A 21,790-nucleotide genomic window follows, 5' to 3' on the forward strand; every position below is an offset into this window, starting at 1 on the left:
TCCGTCCTCATCGCAGGATGCCCGGGGTCGCGCCGTCACCGGCGCCCCACGGATCGTCGTCCTCGGTCAACCACGACGAGTGCTCGCCACCGCCGCCGCCGTGCCCGGCGCCGCCGTGCCCGCCCATCATGCCGCCGCCCATCATCCCGGCGCCGGCCGTGCCGCCCCGGGCGCCGCCCGCGCCCATGCCGCCCGCGCCGGTGGCGCTGCGCAACGCGTTGGCCGCGCTGGTCAGCGGCGGGACCTTGCCGTTGCCGCCGCCCACCATGCCGGGCAGCGCGCCGACGCCCATCCCGCCGGCCGCGCCGAGGCCACCGCCACCGATGCCGCCGGCCGAGCCGAGACCGGCCCCACCGCCGCCGAAGCCGCCACCGGCACCGCCGCTCAGCCCGCCACCGGCACCACCGAAGCCGGTGCCCGGGCCGCCGGCCGTGATGGTGCCCGGCCCGCCCGCGCCGGCCAGACCGGTGCCGTAGTCGTGGTCGCCGGAGCCCGGATAGCCGCTGCCGGAACCGGGAACGCCGCCGGTGACCGGCGGGGTGTACGAGCCGGAACCACCGCCGAGGTCGGAGCCGCCGATGGTCGGTGGGGGCGTGAACGAGCCCCCACCACCTCCGCCGCCGGCGCCACCGCCGATCCCGGTGCTGCCGAGCGAGGGCATCGTGCCGCCGGCACCGCCGCCTCCACCGCCGCCGCCCGGCAAGCCGGTGTCCGGCAGGCCGGAGGGCGGGGTACGGGTGTCCTGGCGGAAATCGTCATCGATGGGGGTGTTCGGCCGGGGCACGTCCAGCTTGGGGCGCTCGGTCTCCACGGCGACCGGCAGGGGCGACATCGCCTTGTTGGCCGCCTCCTGGTTGTCCCGGTACCAGTTGTCCAGATGCGACTTCGTGTCCCACCAGCCGCCGCGCTTCTGGTCGCCGGCGTTGCCGTCGACCTTCATGGTGGCCTCCAGGTCGTCGGCCTTGTCGCGGAACGCGCCGTCGGCGTAGAGCGACTGGTTGGCCTGGTAGTCCTTGCGCAGCGCGGCGAGGAAACCGGACTGGCTCTCGCCGTCGCGGGCGTCGTCCAGCTCGGTGCCGCCGGGCAGGCTCCACTCGTTCCAGCCGAAGTCGTCCATCAGCGGGATCGGGATGCTGGCGACCGCCGTGCGGATGTCGCCCTCGATTCGCGAGAGCGCGCCGCTGACGCCGCTGGCGTGCGTGATCAGCTCCTCGATGTCCTTGCCGATGGTGGTCAGGTGCTCGCGGTAGGCGTCGCCGCCGCTGCCCTTCCACCCGGCCAGCAGGCCGGGCAGGCCGCCGCTGTGCGGGCGCTCCTGACCGGGCGCGACCGGGCCCACGAACGAGCGCCCGACCAGCGAGTCGCGCAGGTAGCCGAGCGCGGTGGAGAGGTTGCTCCAGCCCGACCCCACGGACCCGACGGTCTCCGGGTCCGCCGACAGCGTCACCTCACGGACGCAGCGCTCCCAGGTGCCTCCTGCCATGACCGACTCCCCCTCAGGCCGTGTACGGGTAGGTGGGCTGCTGCCCGGCCTCCGGCGGCGGCGCCGCGGACTCCAGCAGCCGCTCGATCTGCTTGCCGTTGGCGGCGTTGCGGGCCTCCGCGTCGCGGAACGCCTTCGCGATGTCCTCGGTGCCCTGCTTGAGGCCCGCCAACTTGCGGGAGATGCCCTTCAGGTGGGCCTCCATGTTGGCCGTGGACTTCGTCAGCGCCGCCCACTGCATCCGGGCGTCCTCGTACGCGCCGAACGGCGTGCCGTTGGAGACCGTCTGGGCGTTCGTGCCGTCGCCCTTCATCCGCTCCTTGATGCGTTCCATCTCGTAGCCGATGGTGTCGTCGACGTACTGCTTGAGGCGCTCGACGTATTCCGCGGCGGCGTCCAGGTCCTCGACGCTGACGTGCAGATCGCCGGTGTCCGGCGGCGTGATGCCCATGCTGCTGTCCTCCCCGCTACCGGCCCCCGGCCGGTCCAATACGGACGCAGCGTATCGAGGATGCACCACTGCGGGCACCCCCACCCCGTGGCGGCGCGCGCTTGCCGCGAAAGACGACGGAGCGCGGGAACCCCGAGGGGTTCCCGCGCTCCGCGGTGGTTCGGCGCCGTCAGCCCTGCGCGGCGGCGGGCTGCTTCAACCCGCCGACCGGCGTCAGCGGCAGCAGCTTCCGGCCGGTCGGGCCGATCTGGATCTCGGTGTCCATGGACGGGCACACGCCACAGTCGAAGCACGGCGTCCAGCGGCAGTCGTCCTGCTCGTACTCGGAGAGCGAGTCCTGCCAGTCCTGCCAGAGCCAGTCCTTGTCCAGGCCGGAGTCGAGGTGGTCCCAGGGCAGGACCTCCAGCTCCTCGCGCTCGCGGGTGGTGTACCAGTCGAGGTCCACGCCGTACGCCGGCAGCACCTCGGTCGCGGCGTCGACCCAGCGCTGGTAGGAGAAGTGCTCGCTCCAGCCGTCGAACCGGCCGCCGTTCTCCCAGACCTTGCGGATCACCGCGCCGACCCGGCGGTCGCCCCGGGACAGCAGGCCCTCGATCAGCGACGGCTCACCGTCGTGGTAGCGGAAGCCGATCGCCCGGCCCAGCGACCGGTCGCTGTTGATGGCCTGCTTGAGCAGCTTGAGCCGGTTGTCGATGACCTCCGGGGTGGACATCGACGCCCACTGGAACGGGGTGTGCGGCTTCGGCACGAACCCGCCGATGGAGACCGTGCAGCGGATGTCCTTGGATCCGGTGGCGGCGCGGCCGGCCCGGATCACCTCGTGCGCCATGTCGGCGATCTCCAGGACGTCCTCGTCGGTCTCGGTGGGCAGGCCGCACATGAAGTAGAGCTTCACCTGGCGCCAGCCGTTGGAGTATGCGGTGACCACGGTGCGGATGAGGTCTTCCTTCGACACCATCTTGTTGATCACCTTGCGGATCCGCTCCGACCCGCCCTCCGGGGCGAAGGTCAGGCCGGTCCGGCGCCCGTTGCGGGACAGCTCCTGGGCCAGGTCGATGTTGAACGCGTCCACCCGGGTCGAGGGCAGCGACAGCGAGACGTTGGTGCCGGCGTACTGCTCGGCCAGGCCGGAGCACATGTCGCCGATCTCGGAGTGGTCGGCCGACGACAGCGACAGCAGGCCGACCTCGTGGAAGCCGGAGAACTCCAGCCCCTGCTGCACCATCTGGCCGACCGTGGTGATCGACCGCTCCCGCACCGGGCGGGTGATCATGCCGGCCTGGCAGAACCGGCAGCCCCGGGTGCAGCCCCGGAAGATCTCCACCGCGTACCGCTCGTGGACCGTCTCGGCGAGCGGGACCAGGGGCTTCTTCGGGTACGGCCAGGCGTCCAGGTCCATGGTCGTGCGCTTGTGCACCCGGAACGGCACGTCCGGGCGGTTCGGCACGACCCGCTGGATCCGGCCGTCGGGCAGGTAGTCGACGTCGTAGAAGCGCGGGACGTAGACGCTCTCGGTGCGGGCCAGCCGCAGCAGCAGCTCGTCGCGGCCACCCGGGGAGCCCTCGGCCTTCCACTCCCGGACGATGGCGGTGATCTCCAGCACCGCCTCCTCGCCGTCGCCGAGCACGGCGGCGTCGACGAAGTCGGCGATCGGCTCCGGGTTGAAGGCGGCGTGCCCGCCGGCCACGATCACCGGGTCGGCGTCGGTGCGGTCGGCGGCGAGCAGCGGGATGCCGGCGAGGTCGATCGCGGTGAGCAGGTTGGTGTAGCCCAGTTCGGTGGAGAACGAGACACCGAACACGTCGAAGTCGCGCACCGGCCGGTGGGCGTCGACGGTGAACTGCGGCACGCCGTGGGCGCGCATCAGGGTCTCCAGGTCTGGCCAGACCGCGTACGTCCGCTCGGCCAGCACGTCGGGCAGCTCGTTGAGCACCTCGTACAGGATCTGCACGCCCTGGTTGGGCAGGCCCACCTCGTACGCGTCCGGATACATCAGCGCCCAGCGCACGGTCGCCGCGTCCCAGTCCTTGACCACCGCGCCCAGTTCCCCACCCACGTACTGGATGGGTTTGGTCACCTGCGGCAGCAGCGGCTCCAGCCGGGGCCAGACCGAGTTGTCGGCGGTGGGACGTGGGGTCGTGGACGGGGCACTCATGATGCCCAAGGGTACGCGGTCCCCCGCCCCGACCTCCCCCACCGCCACCCTTCCCCCACCCCACGCCCGTTGATCAAGGAGTTGGCGCGCCGAAGAACGCTCCCCGCCCACGCGAACTCCTTGGTCACCGGCGGGAGCGACAGTGGGGGCGAGGGTCGGGGGGTGGGCGGGGATTCGGCGGAGGTGGCGGGGCGGTACTAACCTCGCAACGGGCGCGAGAGGAGATTGCCGCGATGTCGCAGCCGCAGCCGGGGGCGGGCCGGCCGGCCGACGGGACCGAGGAACGGGTCGTCGCCGAGCCGCCGTCGCCCGTGCCGAAGCAGGTCGACGCCGAGGGCTCCGCCGAGGCCGCCGGCCAGCTCGCCGACCCCGCCCCGGACAGCTCCGCGCCGGAGCGCGACGCGCCGGGCTCGGCGCCGCCGACGGACCGGGACAGCGACCCGAACGGCGGCACCGCACCCCCGGCCGACACCGCACCACCGGAGCCGACCGCCACCCCTGCGCCACCCGACCCGGACGGCACCGCCCGCCCGGACCCGCAGGACACCGCCCGCCCCGACCCGGACGACGCAGCCCCGCCGGGAGCGGCCGACGCCACCGAGGCGTCCGCGGTATCGGCCGACCCCGTCGCCGCGCCGCGGGGGACGGACGCCGACGACACCCCGCCCGCGCCGGCCGGACGCGCCCGGGGCTCCGCCGCCGTGCCGGGCCGCGCCGCGCCGACCCCGTCGGCCCCCGACCCGACCCGGGTCGAGGACGCGCCGGCCCCCACCCGCGCCGAGGACGCGCCGGACCGGACGAAGGTCGAGCCCGGGCCGAACCCCACCCGCGTCGAGACCGCGCCCCGCTGGAGCGGCTCCGCCGCGGTCCCGCCCCCGCCGGCCCGGCGGCGTGCCTGGGGCGAGTCGGCCGAGCCCACGCCGGTGCCGCCGGTCGACTCCCCCGAACACGCCACCCCGGTCGACCCGTGGGCGGGTGTGGACACCACCGGCTGGGACCTGCACTCGGTCGAGCTGCCGGCGTTGCCGCCGACGCTGCCCTACACCGCGCCCTGGCCGGCCCACCCGGCGCCGCACCCGGCTGCCGCCCACCCGGCCCCGCCGCCGCACCCGGCTGCCGCCCACCCGGTGTCGCCGCCCGCGCACACCCCGCCGTACCCGGGTCCGCCGGCCGCCCGGCCGGTGTCGCCGCCGGCGCACACCCCGCCGCCGACCCCGGTCGCCCCGCCGCGGCCGCCGAAGCAGGCGCGCCCGCCGAAGCAGCGCCGGGGCAGGACCCCGCCGCCGGTGGCGCCGCCGCCGGGCTGGCAGGCCCCCAAGGGGTACGTGCCGGTGCCGGTACGCCGGCGACGTCGCTGGCCCTGGCTGTTGCTGCTCTCCGTGGCGTGCTGCTGCGGCGTGCCGCTGTGGTGGGCCCAGCCGCTGTCCAGCCAGTACCCGGCCAGCGCCAGCCTCCCCGACCAGTTCGACTCGATGCGGCTGCGCCAGGACCAGGGCAGCCAGGCGGCGGCCGAGGACCTGAAGAGCCGGGTACGCCAGGCGGACTGGCTCGCCGAGGACACGTTCGCCGGCATCTACACCACGAACGACGGCAAGCGGGTGACGCTGTTCGGCAGCACCGGCTTCCGGTTCAGCCCGGAGTCCGACGCCGAGGCCGAGCTGAAGCGCCTCGCCGGCGACTACGACCTGCAACCCTCGGTGACCGTGGACACCGGCGTACGCGGGCGGCACGAGCGCTGCGCGGTGGGCCGCGCGGACGGCGACGCGGTGGTGGTGTGCACCTCGGTCGACCACGGCAGCCTCACCACCGGCGTGTTCACCCGGCTGTCGGTGGACGACAGCGGCCGGCTGCTCGACGAGCTGCGCCAGCGGGTCGTGGTCCCGAAGCAGTCCTGAGCGTCTCGCCTCAGGCGGCCGCCTCACCCGGCGTCTGCTCGCTGCGCTTCGGGGCGTAGCGCGGGACGTACTCCTGGCCGGTGAGCTTCTGGATCTCCGACATCATCTCGTCGGTCATGGCGCGCAGCGAGGTGCGGTCGTCCGGGCGGCCGGTGAAGTCCAGCGGCTTGCCGAACCTGATGGTGATCTTGGCGCGGCCGGGCCGGGGCACCCGCGTACCGATGGGCTGGGCCTTGTCGGTGCCGGTCACGCCGACCGGGATGATCGGCACTCCGGCGGCCACCGCGAGCCGGGCCGCGCCGGTACGCCCGCGGTAGAGCCGCCCGTCCGGCGAGCGCGTGCCCTCCGGGTAGACGGCGACCAGGTCGCCGGCCTTGAGCACCGGGATCGCCGCGTCGAACGCGGACAGCGCGGCCCGTCCGCCGGCCCGCTCGACCGGGATGGCGCCGAGCCCGGTCAGCACGAACTTGGAGAAGCCGCCCTTGACCCCGGTGCCGTTGAAGTATTCCGACTTGGCCCAGAACGCCAGGTGCCGGGGGACCACGGTGCCGAGGAGCAGCTCGTCGGCGACGGAGAGGTGGTTCCCCGCGAAGATCGCCCCGCCGGTCGCCGGGATGTGCTCCAACCCCTCCACGTGCGGACGGAAGGCCAACCGGAGCGCGGGCGCCACGGTGAGCTTGCCGATGGTGTAGAGCAGGGGCACGGGTCCTCCGGCGGTCGTACGTGAGACAGGCGCTGTCACGGTAGCCGACGCCGCCACCCCCGGCCGAGCGGGTGGCCCGCGGTCCACCCGCCGGTGCGCGTGTTAGGAAGGGGCCCTTCCTATACCGAAAGCGTTAAGAAGGGCCCCTTCCTTACATCTCACACGCGGCGGACGCTCACCACCACGCGCTCACCGTCGCCCGCCTCGCCGGCGAAGCCCTCGAGCCCCTCGGCGAAGTCGACGGTGTCGGCCAGCACCTCCCGGGCCACGAACCCGGTGTACGCGGCGACCGCCGCGCGCACCTCCTCGGAGGCCGAGACGGCCACCGCGATCCGGTCCGAGACGTCCAGGTCGGCGTCCCGCCGGGCCTGCTGCACCACCCGGACCACGTCCCGGGCCAGCCCCTCGGCGGCCAGTTCCGGGGTGACCTCGGTGTCCAGCACCACCACGCCCTCGCCGCCGGGCAGCGGCGCCGAGTGCTCCGCGTCGGCGGCGACCAGGCGCAGCTCGTACTCGCCCTCGGCGAGGGTGACCCCGGCGGCCACCGGGGCGCCGTCACGCAGCTCCCAGTCCCCCGCCTTGACCGCCTTGATCACCTGCTGGACCGCCTTGCCGACGCGCGGGCCGAGCGCCCGCGGCACCACGGTCAGCACCTGCTGGCAGTAGGCGTCCAGGTCGTCGGCGAGCACGACCTCCTTGACGTTGACCTCGTCGGCGACCAGGTCGGCGAACGGCCGGAGCTGGGCCGCGACCGGCGAGGCCACGGTCAGCTTCGCCAGCGGCAGCCGGACCCGCAGGCCCTTGGCCTTGCGCAGGGACAGCGCCGCGGAGGCGACCGCCCGGACGTTGTCCATCGCCGAGACCAGCTCGTGGTCGGCCGGGAACTCCTCGGCGGACGGCCAGTCGGTCAGGTGCACCGACCGTTCGCCGGTCAGCCCACGCCAGATCTCCTCCGCGGTCAGCGGCGCCAGCGGCGCCACCACCCGGCAGAGCGTCTCCAGCACGGTCCAGAGCGTGTCGAACGCGTCCGCGTCGCCGGCCCAGAACCGGTCCCGCGAGCGGCGCACGTACCAGTTGGTCAGCGCGTCCAGGTAGGACCGCACGGTCGCACAGGCGCCCGAGATGTCGTACGCGTCCATCTGCGCGCCGACGGTCGCCACCAGCTCGTTCGTCTTCGCCAGCACGTACCGGTCGAGCACGTTCACCGAGTCGGTGCGACGACGCGCGGTGTGGCCGTCGGCGTTGGCGTACAGCGAGAAGAAGTACCAGACGTTCCACAGCGGCAGGAGCACCTGGCGCACCGCGTCCCGGATCAGCGTCTCGGTCACCGCCATGTCGCCGCCGCGCAGCACCGGCGAGGACATCAGCATCCAGCGCATCGCGTCCGACCCGTAGGAGTCGAACACGTGGTAGACGTCCGGATAGTTGCGCAGGCTCTTGGACATCTTGCGCCCGTCCGAGCCGAGCAGGATGCCGTGGCTCAGGCAGTTGCGGAACGCCGGCCGGTCGAACAGCGCGGTGGCCAGCACGTGCATGGTGTAGAACCAGCCGCGGGTCTGTCCGATGTACTCGACGATGAAGTCGCCCGGGTAGTGGTGCTCGAACCACTCGCGGTTCTCGAACGGGTAGTGCACCTGGGCGAACGGCATCGAACCGGACTCGAACCAGCAGTCCAGCACCTCCGGCACCCGGCGCATCATCGACTTGCCCGTCGGGTCGTCCGGGTTGGGGCGGACCAGGTCGTCCACCGCCGGCCGGTGCAGGTCGGTCAGGCGTACGCCGAAGTCGCGCTCGATGTCGGCGAGCGAGCCGTACACGTCGACGCGCGGGTAGTTCGGGTCGTCCGACTTCCACACCGGGATCGGCGAGCCCCAGAACCGGTTCCGGCTGATCGACCAGTCCCGGGCGTTGGCCAGCCACTTGCCGAACGAGCCGTCCTTGATGTGTCCCGGCGTCCAGTTGATCTGCTGGTTCAGCTCGACCATCCGGTCCCTGAACGACGTCACCGCGACGAACCACGACGACACCGCCTTGTAGACCAGCGGGGTGTCGCAGCGCCAGCAGTGCGGGTACGAGTGGGTGTAGGTGTCCTGCCGCAGCACCACCCCCCGCTCCTTCAGCTCCCGGATCACCGGCTTGTTCACGTCGAAGACCTGCTCGCCCTGGTAGGGCGGGACCAGCGCGGTGAACCGGGTGTGGTCGTCCACCGTGACCACGGTCGGGATGCCGGCGGCGTTGCAGGTGTTCTGGTCGTCCTCGCCGAAGGCGGGGGCCAGGTGGACGATCCCGGTGCCGTCCTCGGTGGTGACGAAGTCCGCGCCGAGCACCTGGTAGGCGTTCGGCCCGGCCGGCTCGACCAGGAAGTCGTAGAGCGGCGTGTAGCGGCGGCCGACCAGGTCCCGGCCGTGGACGGTGCCGACCTGCTCGTACCCCTCCAGCTCCTTGGCGTACGCGCCGAGCCGGGCGGCGCCGACCACGTAGCGGTCACCGTCGCGTTCCAGCACCGCGTACTCGATGTCCGGGCCGACGGCGAGCGCCAGGTTCGACGGCAGCGTCCACGGGGTGGTGGTCCAGACGCCCAGCCGGACCGGCCCGCGCAGCGCCTCCGGCGCGTTCTCGTCGGCGGTCAGCTCGAACCAGACGGTGAGCGTCGGGTCGTGCCGGTCCCGGTAGACGTCGTCCATCCGGGTCTCGGTGTTCGACAGCGGGGTCTCGCACCGCCAGCAGTACGCCAGCACCCGGAAGCCCTCGTAGACCAGACCCTTGTCGTGCAGGGTCTTGAAGGCCCACATGACGCTTTCCATGTAGTCCAGGTCGAGCGTCTTGTAGTCGTTGGCGAAGTCCACCCAGCGGGCCTGCCGGGTGACGTACCGCTCCCAGTCGTGGGTGAACTCCAGCACGCTGGCCCGGCAGGCCTCGTTGAACCGGGCCACGCCGAGGTCGAGGATCTCCGCCTTGGTGGTGATGCCGAGCTGCTTCTCGGCCACCACCTCGGCCGGCAGCCCGTGGCAGTCCCAGCCGAAGCGGCGCTCGACGTGCCGCCCGCGCATGGTCTGGTAACGCGGCACCACGTCCTTCACGTAGCCGGTGAAGAGGTGGCCGTAGTGCGGCAGGCCGTTGGCGAAGGGCGGGCCGTCGTAGAAGACGTACTCGTTCTTGCCGTCGGCCCCGGCGGGGCGGGCCTCGACGGACGCTTCGAAGGTCTTGTCGGCGGTCCAGTGCTCCAGCACCCGGCGCTCGACCGCGGGCAGGTCCGGGCTCGCCGGGACGCCGGCGCCGGTCGGGTCGTGCAACGGATAGGCCATCGGGGGTCGCTCTCCTCGCGCAGCTCACTCGTCGGTGGGTCTGCGAGGACGAACCGTCCGGGGTACGCCTGGAACGGCGCTCCCGGGTGGTCCGCGGTACCACCCCGCTTGGCGGTCAGGATCGACCGCCCGCTCATTGGTCGGCTGTGACGGGCCGTCCCGTCCGGTTCTACTGGGCCGGTTGCCCGGCTGTTCTTCCGGAGGCTCACCGGTGATGGCCGGGTCGTCGCCTGTGCGCCCAAGCTTACCCGCCCCGCCCCCGGCTCCGCCTCCGAGTAAGGAGGGGCCCCTTCTTATCGCCTACGCGATAGGAAGGGACCCCTCCTCACACTCAGCGGCGGGTGGGCGCCGGCAGCGTGGTGCTCCAGAGGGAGGCGCCGGCGCGGTCGCGCAGGTGCACGGTCAACGCGCCCGACTCCCCGTCGATGTCGACCTCGCCGAAGTGCTGGAAGCCCTCCGCCGGCGAGGTGTTCGCGGCCGGCGGGGCGTGCACGAAGACGGCCTTCGGGCCGAAGGTGCCGTCCAACGCGTTCGGGCCGAACGCCCCGGCGTGTGCCGGGCCGGAGACGAACTCCCAGAACGGGCTGAAGTCGCCCACCGCCGCGCGGGCCGGGTCGTAGTGGTGGGCGGCGGTGTAGTGCACGTCGGCGGTGAGGAAGACCAGGCCGGTCACCCCGGCCCGGTGGGCCGCGCGCAGCACCTCGGCGAACTCCAGCTCACGGCCGGCCGGCGCGCCCGGGTCGCCCTGGGCCACCCCCTCCTGCGCGCCCGGGCCGTCCGGCACCACCACACCGATCGGCAGGTCGTTGGCGATCACCTTCCAGGTCGCCCGGGACGCGCGCAGCTCCCGGACCAGCCACTCCCGCTGCGCCCGGCCGAGCAGGCCGCGCGCCGGGTCGGCGTACGTGTTGCCGTCGTTCGGGTCCTTCCAGGTGCGCATGTCCAGCACGAAGACGTCCAGCAGCGGCCCGTACGACAGGCGTCGGTACAGCGGCCCGCCGGCCGGCGCCGGCAGCCACTCGTGGAACGCCTGCCGGGCCCGGGCGGCGAGCACGTCCACCCGCTTCTCGGTGTACCGGTCGTCGACCAGGATCTCCCCCGGGTACCAGTTGTTGACCACCTCGTGGTCGTCCCACTGGTTGATCTGGGGCACCTGGGCCGCGAACGCCCGCAGGTGCTCGTCGAGCAGGTTGTAGGCGAACTGCCCCCGGTACTCCGCCAGCGTCTCGGCGACCTTGCTCTTCTCCGGCGTCACCAGGTTGCGCCAGAGCCGTCCGTCGGGCAGCGTGACGCGCTCGGCGAGCGGGCCGTCGGCGTACACCGTGTCGCCGCTGCACAGGAAGAAGTCGGGGCGCCGCTCGCGCATGGCCCGGAAGATCGCCAGGCCGTCGAAGTCCGGGCTGATCCCCCAACCCTGTCCGACGATGTCACCGGTCCAGACGAACCGCACGTCCCGCCGCTGGTGCCGCCCGGGGGCGGTGGCGAACGAGCCGGTCAGCGGCTCGCCGCACACGCCGTGCCGGTCCAGGCTCTCCACCCGTACCCGGTAGTGCAGCCGCTCGCCCGCCGGCAGGCCGCGCAGCCGGACCCGGCCGGTGAAGTCGCCGTCCGGGTCGACCACCGGGCCGCGCACCAGTCGCGCGCCGCGCAGGTCCGGTCGGCGGCTGACCTCGACGAGCATCCGGCCGGGGCGGTCCGCCCGGGTCCAGACCAGCGCCGACTCGGCGGTCACGTCGCCGCTCTGCACGCCGTGGGTGAGCGACGGCCGCCCGCTCGGCCGCCACGCCGGGGCGGCCGGCGCGCCGGCTCCGCCGAGCAGCGCCCCGCCGGCGGCCCCCGCCCCGGCGACCAGTCCGGTGCGGAGCAGCGTACGTCGGTCGATGTGCGTCATGGGTCCTCCCGGTCTCGACGAACTCGCCAGACCGGTCTACCGACCCGACATGGCCGGGGACGCGGCCCGAGGTGACCGGCACCTCAACGACGCCTGTCCAGACCTCGGCATGAGCGGCGTCACACCGCGTCACACCCGGCCGGCGGTGGACCGTCCTGTCCGCGTACCCGAATTTCCGAGGAGGCGGCGATGAGCCGGATCGACATGGCGGCGGTGGCGCCGGAGGCGTACCGGGCCGTGCTGGGGCTGGAGAAGTACGTCCGGGCGAACGTGGACCACACGGTGCTGGAGCTGGTCAAGCTCCGGGCGTCGATGCTCAACGGCTGCGCGTTCTGCGTGGACATGCACAGCCGGGAGGCGTTGGAGGCCGGGGAGAACAGCCGGCGGCTGTTCGCCGTCGCGGCGTGGCGGGAGGCGCCGTTCTTCGACGAGCGGGAGCGGACCGCGCTGGCCCTCACCGAGTCGGTGACCCGGCTGGGTGACCACGGCGTGCCGGACGACGTCTGGGACGCCGCGGCGAAGGTCTGGTCGGAGAAGGAACTCGCGGACCTGGTGACGGCGATCGCCACCATCAACGTGTGGAACCGGGTCGCGGTGACCTGCCGGACCCAGCCGCCGGCGCTGGACTGACGCCGGACGCGCGACGGCCCCGGTCCCGCGAGGCGGGCCGGGGCCGTCGGCGGTTCCGGTCAGCCCAGCTCGGGGAACCAGAGGGCGATCTCGCGCTTGGCGCTGTCGGTCGAGTCGGAGGCGTGCACCAGGTTCTCCCGGTTCGACAGCGACAGGTCGCCCCGGATGGTGCCGGCGGCGGCCTTGCGGCCGTCGGTGCTGCCGATCATCCCGCGCACCACGTCGATCACCTGGTCGCCGGAGAGCACCAGCGCCACCAGCGGGCCACCGGTCATGAACGTCTTCAGCGGCGGGTAGAACGGCTTGTCGACGTGCTCGGCGTAGTGCTGGTCGGCGAAGTCGCCGTCCATGGTCCGGCTCACCATCGCGTCGATCCGCAGGCCCTTGCGCTCGAAACGGGACAGGATCTCGCCCACCAGACCACGGCGCACCGCGTCGGGCTTGATCAGTACGAGCGTCCGCTCGTCCGGGCTGCTGCTGGACACGCTGGTTTCCTCCTGCGCACTCAAACGGGGTCGGGCTGGGTACGGTCAGCGTAGCGACCCGGTCCCGGCGCCGGCGCGGCGGCTGCGTCTTCCCTGGCCCGCCGCGGCGGCCTAGCCTGGCCCTGGAACCCCTGGGAGGTCCACTGTGGCGAATGGCGGGAACCGCACGATCGCGCCGGTACGCAAACTGATCGGCGCGGTGCTCGGCACCGTGGCCACCTTCGTGACCGTGTTCGGCCTCGGCATGACCAGCTGGGCGATCGTGGCCCTCGGCGTCGCGCTGCTGGTGCTGGCGGTCGCCCTGGCCACGGTGCGCGGCGGCGGCCGCACCTGGGTGGTCGGCCTGGGACATGTGCACAGCGCCTCCGAACCACCCACCCAGTACGCGTTCGGGCGCTGCGAGCTGCAACTGGTGATCGACGCCCCCGGGCTGCCGCCCCGCTCCAAGAAGATCATCGAGCCCCGGGTGCCGGTCGCCAAGTGGCCCTCGCTGGGCCAGGCGCTGCCGGTCCGGGTGGCCCTCGACGACCAGCGGCACGTGCGGGTGCTCTGGGACGAGGTGCCGACCCACGCCGAGACGGCCGCCGCGGTCGCCGACCTCCCGCCCGAGTACGCCGGCCCGGACCCGCTCGACGAGCCGCTCATCGCGCAGGAGGCGCCGCCGTGGGCCGGGCGCGCCCCGGAGGACGAGTTCCGCGACGACTACCCGCCCGCGCCGGACCCGTTCCTGGACGACGTCCCGCCCCGCCCGGAGGACCGCGAGCCGGTGGTGGTGCACCAGCGCCCCGGCGGCCCGGTCGTGCTGGAGGGACAGCTGGTCGAGCCGGCCGCCGCCAATCCGCTCCCCCGCCGCGCCCCGGTGCCCCGCGCGCCGGCCGAGGAGCGCGACACCGTGCCGGTCGGCACCGTGCCGGTCGACCCGATCGACGTCCCGCTGGACGCGCCGGACGAGCCGTCGGACCCGACCGCGCGGGCCGACGCCCCGCCCACCGCCGAGGAGCTGGACGAGGCCATCTTCGGCCCGTCCGCCGACCCGGAACCGGACGAGCTGGCCAGCCCGATCAGCGGCGTCGGCATCACGCTGCTCGTCACCGACCTGGACCGGTCCCTCGACTTCTATCGCGAGCTGGGCTTCGACGAGCTGGACCGGGGCGAGGGCAACGCCGTGCTCTCCTCCGGGCCGACCCGGCTGGTGCTGCGCCGGGTGACCGGCGCCGCCCCGATCAGCCGCCGGCTGGTGCACGTCAACCTGGAGGTCGACGACATCCAGGCGGCGTACGAGCGGCTGCGCGGGTCCGGGGTGCGATTCACCTACGCCCCGCGTGTGGTCAACCGGGGCACCAAGCTGGAGGTGTGGGCGGCGGCCTTCCGTGACCCGGACGGTCACGGCGTGGCGCTCACCCAGTGGCGCACCCTCGCCGACGCCTAGATGTAAGGAAGGGCCCCTTCTTAACGCCTCAGGTAGAGGAAGGGGCCCTACTTAACGCACGGAACCACGCGACGGCGCTCAGCCGAGGATGACCCGCCGGACGTGCAGCGCGTACACCCACACCAGCGCGAAGATCACACCGAGCGCGAACAACGACCAGTGCAGCAGCCCGGAGAGCAGCAGCAGCCCCTGGAGCACGGTCCCGGCGTGCCACGCCCAGGGGCGGCGCATCATGCCGGCCAGCGCCACGCAGGCCACCGCCAGCGCGACGATGACGCCGATCGCCGCGCCGCCCAGGTCGCCGCCGACCACCCGGATCGGCTGGATGGCGAGCAGCAGCACCAACGCCTCCAGCGAGAGCGTGCCAGCGCCCAGCCCGCGTACCGCCTTGTCCGGGTTGCGCAGGCCGGAGCGGCGCCCGCCCTCCGGCGTCGGCCCGCCGGGCTGCTCCGGACCGGCCGGCTGCGCCCGGGCGCCCGGCCGGGACGACCGCCGCGCGTCCGGGCCGGACGGCCGCGGCTCGGCGCCCGGGTGCTGCTGCGGGTCCGTCATCGCTTGAGCAGCCGGCGGGCGTCGGCCACGGTCACCACCGATCCGGTGACCAGCACGCCCACCCCGGACAGTTCGCCCGGCACGTCGGACTCGGCCTCCGCCACGGCCGCCTCGATGGCGTCGGGCATCTCCCGGGCCACCTGGACCCGGTCCGGCCCGAAGACCTCCCGGGCCAGCTCGGCCAGCTCGTCGACCGGCATGGCCCGGGGTGAGCTGTTCTCCGCCACCACGACCGAGTCGAGCACCGGTTCGAGCAGTTCGAGCAGGCTCGCGGCGTCCTTGTCGCCGAGCACCGCCAGCACGCCGACGAGCTTGCTGAACGCGAACTCCTCCTGCACCGCGGCGACCGTCGCGGCCATCCCGTGCGGGTTGTGGGCGCCGTCGAGCAGCACCGTCGGCGCGGTGCGGACCCGCTCCAGGCGGCCCGGCGAGCTGGTCGCGGCGAAGCCCTCGCGGACCGCCTCGATGTCCAGCTGCCGCCGCGCCCCGGCGCCGAGGAACGCCTCCACCGCGGCCAGCGCCACGGCGGCGTTCTGCGCCTGGTGCGCCCCGTGCAGCGGAATGAAGATCTCCTCGTACACTCCGCCCAGGCCCTGGATGGTCAACACCTGGCCGCCGACGGCGACCGCCCGGCGCAGCACCCCGAACTCGGCGCCCTCGCGGGCGACGGTGGCGTTGACCTCGGCGCAGCGTTCCAGGATCGGCCGGGCCGCCTCCTCCTCCTCCTGCGCCGCCGCGATCACGGTGGCGCCGGAATGGATGATGCCCGCCTTGTGCAGCGCGATGTCCTCGATCGTGTCGCCGAGCCACTCGGTGTGGTCCAGCCCGATCGGGGTGATCACGGCGACGCCGGCCTGGATCACGTTGGTCGCGTCCTCCGCGCCGCCGAGCCCGACCTCCACCACCGCGACGTCGACCGGGGCGTCGGCGAACGTGGCGAACGCCAATGCGGTGGTCATGTCGAAGTAGGTCAGCGGCTCGGCCGACCGCTGGTCGACCAGCTCGGCCAGGGGCGCGATCTCGCGGTACGTGGCCACGAACCGCTCCTCGCTCACCGGCTCGCCGTCCAGGCTGATCCGCTCCCGGACGGTCTCCAGGTGCGGGCTGGTGTAGCGGCCGGTGTGCAACCCGAACGCCCGCAGCAGCGAGTCGATCATCCGGGCCGTCGAGGTCTTGCCGTTGGTGCCGGTCAGGTGGATCGACGGGTAGGCCCGCTGCGGGCTGCCGAGCAGGTCGAGCAGGCTCTCGATCTTCTCCAGCTCGAAGTGCATCCGGGTGAAGCCGCGCGCGTTGAGCGCGGCTTCCACCTCGACGAACGCGGCGTGGTCGGCACGGTCGCTCATGAGGGCAGCGCCTCCAGGGCGGCGTCGATCCGGACCAGGTCCGCCTCGGCCACCGTCAGTCGCTCACGGATCTTCGCCACCACCGGCTCGGGTGCCTTGCCGACGAACGCCGGATTGTCCAGCTTCGCCCGCGCCTGGGTGGCCTCCTTCTCGGCCGCCGCCCGGTCCTTGGTGAGCCGGGCACGCTCGGCGGCCACGTCGATCGAGCCACGGGTGTCCAGCGCGACGCTCACCGCGCCGGGCATCGCCAGCGTGGCGCTGGCCTGGAAGTCGTCACCGGGCGCGTCGAGCCGGGCCAGCGAGCGGACCAGCGGCTCGTGCGCCGCGATGCCCGCGCCGGCCAGGCCGTCGAGCCGCGCGGCGACCCGCTGGGTCGGGCGCAGGCCCTGGTCCGACCGGAACCGCCGGACCTCGGTCACCACCCGCTGAAGGGTGCCGACCTCGCCCTCCGCGGCGTCGTCGACCAGGGTACGGTCGGCGACCGGCCAGGCCGACGTCAACACCGTCTCGCCGCCGTTGAGCGCGACCCACAGCTCGTCGGTGACGAACGGGATCACCGGGTGCAGCAGCCGCAGGAGCTGGTCCAGCACGTGCCCGAGCACCCGGCGGGTGGCGTCCGCCGCCGGGCCGCCCTCGGCCAGCACCGGCTTGCTCAGCTCCACGTACCAGTCGCAGACGTCGTCCCAGGCGAAGTGGTAGAGCAGGTCGCAGACCTTCGCGAACTCGTACGCCTCGAACTGCTCGTCCACCTCGGCGGTGACGTGCGCCAACCGGGACAGGATCCACCGGTCGACGGTCGACAGACCACCGGCGTCCGGCAGCGGGCCGTCGGTGTGCGCGCCGTTGAGCAGCGCGAACCGGGTCGCGTTCCAGAGCTTGTTGCAGAAGTTGCGGGAGCCCTGGCACCACTCCTCGCTGACCGGCACGTCCTGACCCGGGTTGGCGCCCCGGGCCAGCGTGAACCGGGTGGCGTCGGCGCCGAACCGGTCGATCCAGTCCAGCGGGTCGACCACGTTGCCGAACGACTTCGACATCTTCTTGCCGTGCTCGTCGCGCACCATGCCGTGCAGCGCCACCACGTCGAACGGCTGCACGCCGTCCATCGCGTACAGGCCGAACATCATCATCCGGGCGACCCAGAAGAACAGGATGTCGTAGCCGGTGACCAGCACGCTGGTCGGATAGAACTTCGCCAGGTCCGGAGTGCGCTCCGGCCAACCGAGGGTGGAGAACGGCCAGAGACCGCTGGAGAACCAGGTGTCCAGCACGTCCTCGTCCTGCCGCCAGCCCTCGCCGGTCGGCGGCGTCTCGTCCGGGCCGACGCAGACGATCTCGCCGGCCGGGCCGTACCAGACCGGGATGCGGTGGCCCCACCACAGCTGGCGGGAGATGCACCAGTCGTGCATGTTGTCGACCCAGGCGAAGTAGCGCTTGGCCAGCTCGGCCGGCTCGATCTTCACCCGGCCGTCGCGCACCGCGTCGCCGGCGGCCTTGGCCAGCGGCCCGGTGTTGACGAACCACTGCAGCGACAGCCGCGGCTCGACCGTCGTCTTGCACCGCGAGCAGTGCCCCACCGCGTGCAGGTACGGCCGCTTCTCGGCCACGATCCGGCCCTGCTCGCGCAGCGCCGCCACGATCGCCGGCCGGGCCTCGTACCGGTCCAGGCCCTCGAACGGTCCGGGCGCGGTGATCACACCGCGCTCGTCCATGATCGTCAGCGAGGGCAGGTCGTGCCGCTGGCCGATCTCGAAGTCGTTCGGGTCGTGCGCCGGGGTCACCTTGACCATGCCGGTGCCGAAACTCGGGTCGACGTGCTCGTCGGCCACGATCGGGATGCGCCGGTCGTTGAGCGGCAGGGCCACCTCGGTGCCGATCAGGTGCCGGTAGCGCTCGTCGTCCGGGTGCACCGCGACCGCGGTGTCGCCGAGCATCGTCTCCGCCCGGGTGGTGGCCACCACGACCTCGTCGCCGTAGCGGATCGAGATCAGCTCGCCCTCGTCGTCGGTGTGCTCGACCTCGATGTCGGAGAGCGCGGTGAGGCAGCGCGGGCACCAGTTGATGATCCGGTTGGCCCGGTAGATCAGACCGTCGTCGAAGAGCTTCTTGAACATGGTCTGCACGGCCCGGGAGAGGCCCTCGTCCATGGTGAAGCGCTCGCGGTCCCAGTCGACCGCGTCACCGAGCCGGCGCATCTGGCCGAGGATCGCGCCACCGGACTCGGCCTTCCACTGCCAGACCCGCTCGACGAACTTCTCCCGCCCCAGGTCGTGCCGGGACAGCCCTTCACCGGCGAGTTGCCGCTCGACCAGGTTCTGGGTGGCGATGCCGGCGTGGTCCATGCCGGGCAGCCACAGGGCCTCGTATCCCTGCATCTTCTTGCGCCGGGTGAGCGCGTCCATCAGCGTGTGCTCGAACGCGTGGCCCATGTGCAGCGACCCGGTGACGTTCGGCGGCGGGATGACGATCGTGAACGGCGGCTTGTCGCTGCTCGCCGACGCCCGGAAGTGCCCGCCGGCTACCCACTGCTCGTACCGTCGCTGCTCTACCTCGCCGGGCTGGTACTGGCCGGCAAGGGTCGGGGCGTCGGGGCGGTGGGCATCCAGTCTCTCGGTCACCCTGAAAGTCTACGGAGCGCTTTCGGAGACCTGACGTGCGCCACCGGTGATTCGCGTACGGTGGCGGGCATGTCCGACGCGCATCTCACCGAGCGTCCGGTCGACGGGGGTCACGGTCCGGTCGAACTGACCGAGGAGCCGATCCGACTGAGCCGCCGCGACCCCGCGCTGGAGCCCGAACGGCGGCCCGTGTCACGGCGCCGGAAGATCGTGCTGGCCGCCCTGTTGGCGGCCGGCCTCGCCGGCGCCGGCGCCCTCGGGCTGGGCGGCTGGCGGGTGCTCCAGGAGAAGGACACCCGGCTGACCCAGCCCACCGACGTGGCGGGCCTCACCCGTGACGACAGCGACCGGGCCCGCAGCACCGCCGACTACCTGCGCGACGGGTTCGCCGCCGACATCGAGCTGGACCGCAGCTTCGGCGCGGTCTACACCGACCCGGCCGACGCCAAGCGGTCCGTGCTGCTCTTCGGCGGCACCACCCTGCTCTGGCAACCCGAGCGGGACCTGGACACACTCTTCGGGCTGATGGCCGACGAGACCGGCAAGGTCGCCGGGCTGCGTGAGGTGGACGCGGGCCGGCTGGGCGGCGTGATGAAGTGCGGTACGACCAGCGGCGACGGAGGCGACTTCGCGGTGTGCGGCTGGGCCGACCACGGCAGCGTGGTGATGGGGATGTTCCCCGGCCGAGCGGTGGACGACTCCGCGACGCTGTTCCGCCGGCTCCGCGAGGGCATCCAGACCCGCTGACCCGAGAGGTCGGGCCAGCTCTCCGGCAGCCCGACCTCCCGCCGGCCCGTCTCCCCAGTGCGGGGAGGTCGCGGTATCGGTGTCGGTGCTCCGGAAATGCGTCAGGGCCACCCCGTGCGGGGTGGCCCTGAGCTGAAGATTGTCCGGCGGTGTCCTACTCTCCCACACCCTCCCGAGTGCAGTACCATCGGCGCTGGAGGGCTTAGCTTCCGGGTTCGGAATGTTGCCGGGCGTTTCCCCTCCGCCATGACCGCCGTAACTCTATGAACATGTCAACCAACCCACACAGGTGGATGGTGTTTGTTCAGAGTTGCACAGTGGACGCGTAGCAGCTTGGTAGTCAAGTCCTCGGCCTATTAGTACCGGTCAACTGAACCCGTTACCGGGCTTACATTTCCGGCCTATCAACCCAGTCGTCTAGCTGGGGGCCTTACCCCACAAAGTGGGTGGGATACCTCATCTTGAAGCGAGCTTCCCGCTTAGATGCTTTCAGCGGTTATCCCTTCCGAACGTAGCTAACCAGCCGTGCCCCTGGCGGGACAACTGGCACACCAGAGGTTCGTCCGTCCCGGTCCTCTCGTACTAGGGACAGCCCTTCTCAAGTATCCTACGCGCACGGCGGATAGGGACCGAACTGTCTCACGACGTTCTAAACCCAGCTCGCGTACCGCTTTAATGGGCGAACAGCCCAACCCTTGGGACCTGCTACAGCCCCAGGATGCGACGAGCCGACATCGAGGTGCCAAACCATCCCGTCGATATGGACTCTTGGGGAAGATCAGCCTGTTATCCCCGGGGTACCTTTTATCCGTTGAGCGACACCGCTTCCACATGCCAGTGCCGGATCACTAGTCCCGACTTTCGTCCCTGCTCGACCTGTCAGTCTCACAGTCAAGCTCCCTTGTGCACTTGCACTCAACACCTGATTGCCAACCAGGCTGAGGGAACCTTTGGGCGCCTCCGTTACCCTTTAGGAGGCAACCGCCCCAGTTAAACTACCCACCAGACACTGTCCCTGAACCGGATAACGGTCCGAAGTTAGATACCCAAATCAACCAGAGTGGTATTTCAAGATTGCCTCCACCCATACTGGCGTATGGACTTCACCGGCTCCCACCTATCCTACACAAGCTAATTCAGATACCAATGTCAAGCTATAGTAAAGGTCCCGGGGTCTTTCCGTCCTGCCGCGCGTAACGAGCATCTTTACTCGTAATGCAATTTCGCCGGGCCTGTGGTTGAGACAGTGGGGAAGTCGTTACGCCATTCGTGCAGGTCGGAACTTACCCGACAAGGAATTTCGCTACCTTAGGATGGTTATAGTTACCACCGCCGTTTACTGGCGCTTAAGTTCTCCGCTTCGCCCCGAAGAGCTAACAGGTCCCCTTAACGTTCCAGCACCGGGCAGGCGTCAGTCCATATACATCGAATTACTTCTTCGCATGGACCTGTGTTTTTAGTAAACAGTCGCTTCCCCCTGCTCTCTGCGGCCATACAACGCTCCACCCGCGCGGGGCTTCACGTCTCCGGCCCCCCTTCTCCCTAAGTTACGGGGGCAATTTGCCGAGTTCCTTAACCACAGTTCGCCCGATCGCCTCGGTATTCTCTACCTGACCACCTGTGTCGGTTTGGGGTACGGGCCGCTCAGAACTCGCTAGAGGCTTTTCTCGGCAGCATAGGATCACTGACTTCACCTGAATCGGCTCGGCATCACGTCTCAGCCTCAATGCACCGCGGATTTGCCTACGGTACGGCCTACACGCTTACCCCGGCACAACCACCGGCCGGGATCAGCTACCTTCCTGCGTCACCCCATCGCTTGACTACTACCCGCCAGGTTCCCACGCTCCCCACCATCAGTCCGAAGACGTCCGGCAGCTCGGGTGGTTAGCACAACGAGGTTCATCAGGGTCGCTCTTTCGCGGGTACGGGAATATCAACCCGTTGTCCATCGACTACGCCTCTCGGCCTCGCCTTAGGTCCCGACTCACCCAGGGCGGATTAGCCTGGCCCTGGAACCCTTGGTCATCCGGCGGAAGGGTTTCTCACCCTTCTTTCGCTACTCATGCCTGCATTCTCACTCGTGCCGCGTCCACAACTAGGTCA

14 protein-coding genes and 2 rRNA genes (1 of these 16 only partly in view) are annotated in these 21,790 nt (G+C 71.7%); 4 read left to right on the forward strand and 12 right to left on the reverse strand.

What is annotated here, in order from left to right:
• Positions 1–7: 7 nt before the first annotated feature.
• The 3 genes from O7600_RS11995 to O7600_RS12005 form a co-directional block, all read right to left on the reverse strand.
• Positions 8–1,483 carry a hypothetical protein gene (locus tag O7600_RS11995; RefSeq protein ID WP_281593665.1) on the reverse strand — a complete coding sequence of 492 codons (1,476 nt, stop codon included), beginning with the start codon at positions 1,481–1,483 and terminating at the stop codon, positions 8–10.
• Between the two features lie 13 nt (positions 1,484–1,496).
• Positions 1,497–1,934: a hypothetical protein gene (locus O7600_RS12000; RefSeq protein ID WP_281593666.1), complete on the reverse strand. Its 438-nt coding sequence runs from the start codon at positions 1,932–1,934 to the stop codon at positions 1,497–1,499.
• Positions 1,935–2,103: 169 nt separating this feature from the next.
• Positions 2,104–4,089 carry a TIGR03960 family B12-binding radical SAM protein gene (locus tag O7600_RS12005; RefSeq protein ID WP_281593667.1) on the reverse strand — a complete coding sequence of 662 codons (1,986 nt, stop codon included), beginning with the start codon at positions 4,087–4,089 and terminating at the stop codon, positions 2,104–2,106.
• 233 nt (positions 4,090–4,322) lie between these two features.
• Between O7600_RS12005 and O7600_RS12010 the strand changes: the two genes are divergently transcribed.
• Positions 4,323–5,984, forward strand: coding sequence for a hypothetical protein (locus O7600_RS12010; protein ID WP_281593668.1), 1,662 nt, complete (start codon positions 4,323–4,325; stop codon positions 5,982–5,984).
• 10 nt (positions 5,985–5,994) lie between these two features.
• Here the strand turns inward: O7600_RS12010 and O7600_RS12015 are convergent, their stop codons facing one another.
• From O7600_RS12015 to O7600_RS12025, 3 genes are all read right to left on the reverse strand, one after another.
• Positions 5,995–6,687, reverse strand: coding sequence for a lysophospholipid acyltransferase family protein (locus O7600_RS12015; protein WP_281593669.1), 693 nt, complete (start codon positions 6,685–6,687; stop codon positions 5,995–5,997).
• 158 nt (positions 6,688–6,845) lie between these two features.
• Positions 6,846–9,992 carry an isoleucine--tRNA ligase gene (ileS, locus tag O7600_RS12020; RefSeq protein WP_281593670.1) on the reverse strand — a complete coding sequence of 1,049 codons (3,147 nt, stop codon included), beginning with the start codon at positions 9,990–9,992 and terminating at the stop codon, positions 6,846–6,848.
• A 331-nt stretch (positions 9,993–10,323) separates the two neighbouring features.
• Entirely contained in the window at positions 10,324–11,883 is a 1,560-nt protein-coding gene (locus O7600_RS12025) for an alkaline phosphatase D family protein (protein ID WP_281593671.1), read from the reverse strand.
• Between the two features lie 189 nt (positions 11,884–12,072).
• On the opposite strand from O7600_RS12025, the gene O7600_RS12030 reads away from it, so the two are divergent.
• Positions 12,073–12,513 carry a carboxymuconolactone decarboxylase family protein gene (locus tag O7600_RS12030; RefSeq protein WP_281593672.1) on the forward strand — a complete coding sequence of 147 codons (441 nt, stop codon included), beginning with the start codon at positions 12,073–12,075 and terminating at the stop codon, positions 12,511–12,513.
• 59 nt (positions 12,514–12,572) lie between these two features.
• On the opposite strand, the gene ndk is transcribed toward O7600_RS12030, so the two are convergent.
• A complete protein-coding gene (ndk, locus tag O7600_RS12035; protein WP_091571867.1) occupies positions 12,573–12,998 on the reverse strand; it encodes a nucleoside-diphosphate kinase in 426 nt (141 codons plus the stop codon).
• Between the two features lie 145 nt (positions 12,999–13,143).
• Here ndk and O7600_RS12040 point away from each other — a divergent pair, with 145 nt between their 5' ends.
• Positions 13,144–14,427, forward strand: coding sequence for a VOC family protein (locus O7600_RS12040; protein WP_281593674.1), 1,284 nt, complete (start codon positions 13,144–13,146; stop codon positions 14,425–14,427).
• A gap of 78 nt (positions 14,428–14,505) precedes the next feature.
• On the opposite strand, the gene O7600_RS12045 is transcribed toward O7600_RS12040, so the two are convergent.
• The 3 genes from O7600_RS12045 to O7600_RS12055 are packed head-to-tail and all read right to left on the reverse strand — an operon-like array spanning position 14,506 to position 18,937.
• Entirely contained in the window at positions 14,506–14,979 is a 474-nt protein-coding gene (locus O7600_RS12045; RefSeq protein WP_281593675.1) for a DUF4233 domain-containing protein, read from the reverse strand.
• Positions 14,976–16,322 (reverse strand): folylpolyglutamate synthase/dihydrofolate synthase family protein, encoded by a 1,347-nt coding sequence (locus O7600_RS12050; RefSeq protein ID WP_281593676.1) that lies wholly within the window; start codon positions 16,320–16,322, stop codon positions 14,976–14,978. Before O7600_RS12050 ends, O7600_RS12045 begins: the two co-directional genes overlap by 4 nt.
• On the reverse strand, positions 16,319–18,937 hold the full coding sequence (locus tag O7600_RS12055; RefSeq protein WP_281593677.1) for a valine--tRNA ligase: 2,619 nt from the start codon (positions 18,935–18,937) through the stop codon (positions 16,319–16,321). Before O7600_RS12055 ends, O7600_RS12050 begins: the two co-directional genes overlap by 4 nt.
• 69 nt (positions 18,938–19,006) lie before the next feature.
• On the opposite strand from O7600_RS12055, the gene O7600_RS12060 reads away from it, so the two are divergent.
• The gene (locus O7600_RS12060; protein ID WP_281593678.1) at positions 19,007–19,684 is read left to right on the forward strand and encodes a hypothetical protein; all 678 of its coding nucleotides are present in this window, start codon (positions 19,007–19,009) and stop codon (positions 19,682–19,684) included.
• A 141-nt stretch (positions 19,685–19,825) separates the two neighbouring features.
• Here O7600_RS12060 and rrf read toward each other — a convergent pair.
• Both rrf and O7600_RS12070 read right to left on the reverse strand, forming a co-directional pair.
• Positions 19,826–19,942: ribosomal RNA gene (gene rrf, locus O7600_RS12065) — 5S ribosomal RNA — on the reverse strand.
• 78 nt (positions 19,943–20,020) lie between these two features.
• Positions 20,021–21,790, reverse strand: a 23S ribosomal RNA gene (locus O7600_RS12070) (it continues 1,338 nt past the right edge of the window).

It is taken from the genome of Micromonospora sp. WMMA1998, assembly GCF_027497375.1.
In the GTDB taxonomy this organism is placed as follows: Bacteria; Actinomycetota; Actinomycetes; order Mycobacteriales; family Micromonosporaceae; genus Micromonospora; species Micromonospora sediminicola.

Coding starts and splice junctions, on each gene's coding strand:
- O7600_RS12030 (WP_281593672.1), top strand. CDS start 12,073: ATGAGCCGGATCGACATGGCGGCGGTGGCGCCGGAGGCGTACCGGGCC.
- ileS (WP_281593670.1), bottom strand. CDS start 9,992: ATGGCCTATCCGTTGCACGACCCGACCGGCGCCGGCGTCCCGGCGAGC.
- O7600_RS12010 (WP_281593668.1), top strand. CDS start 4,323: ATGTCGCAGCCGCAGCCGGGGGCGGGCCGGCCGGCCGACGGGACCGAG.
- O7600_RS11995 (WP_281593665.1), bottom strand. CDS start 1,483: ATGGCAGGAGGCACCTGGGAGCGCTGCGTCCGTGAGGTGACGCTGTCG.
- O7600_RS12050 (WP_281593676.1), bottom strand. CDS start 16,322: ATGAGCGACCGTGCCGACCACGCCGCGTTCGTCGAGGTGGAAGCCGCG.
- O7600_RS12045 (WP_281593675.1), bottom strand. CDS start 14,979: ATGACGGACCCGCAGCAGCACCCGGGCGCCGAGCCGCGGCCGTCCGGC.
- O7600_RS12000 (WP_281593666.1), bottom strand. CDS start 1,934: ATGGGCATCACGCCGCCGGACACCGGCGATCTGCACGTCAGCGTCGAG.
- O7600_RS12060 (WP_281593678.1), top strand. CDS start 19,007: ATGTCCGACGCGCATCTCACCGAGCGTCCGGTCGACGGGGGTCACGGT.
- O7600_RS12005 (WP_281593667.1), bottom strand. CDS start 4,089: ATGAGTGCCCCGTCCACGACCCCACGTCCCACCGCCGACAACTCGGTC.
- O7600_RS12025 (WP_281593671.1), bottom strand. CDS start 11,883: ATGACGCACATCGACCGACGTACGCTGCTCCGCACCGGACTGGTCGCC.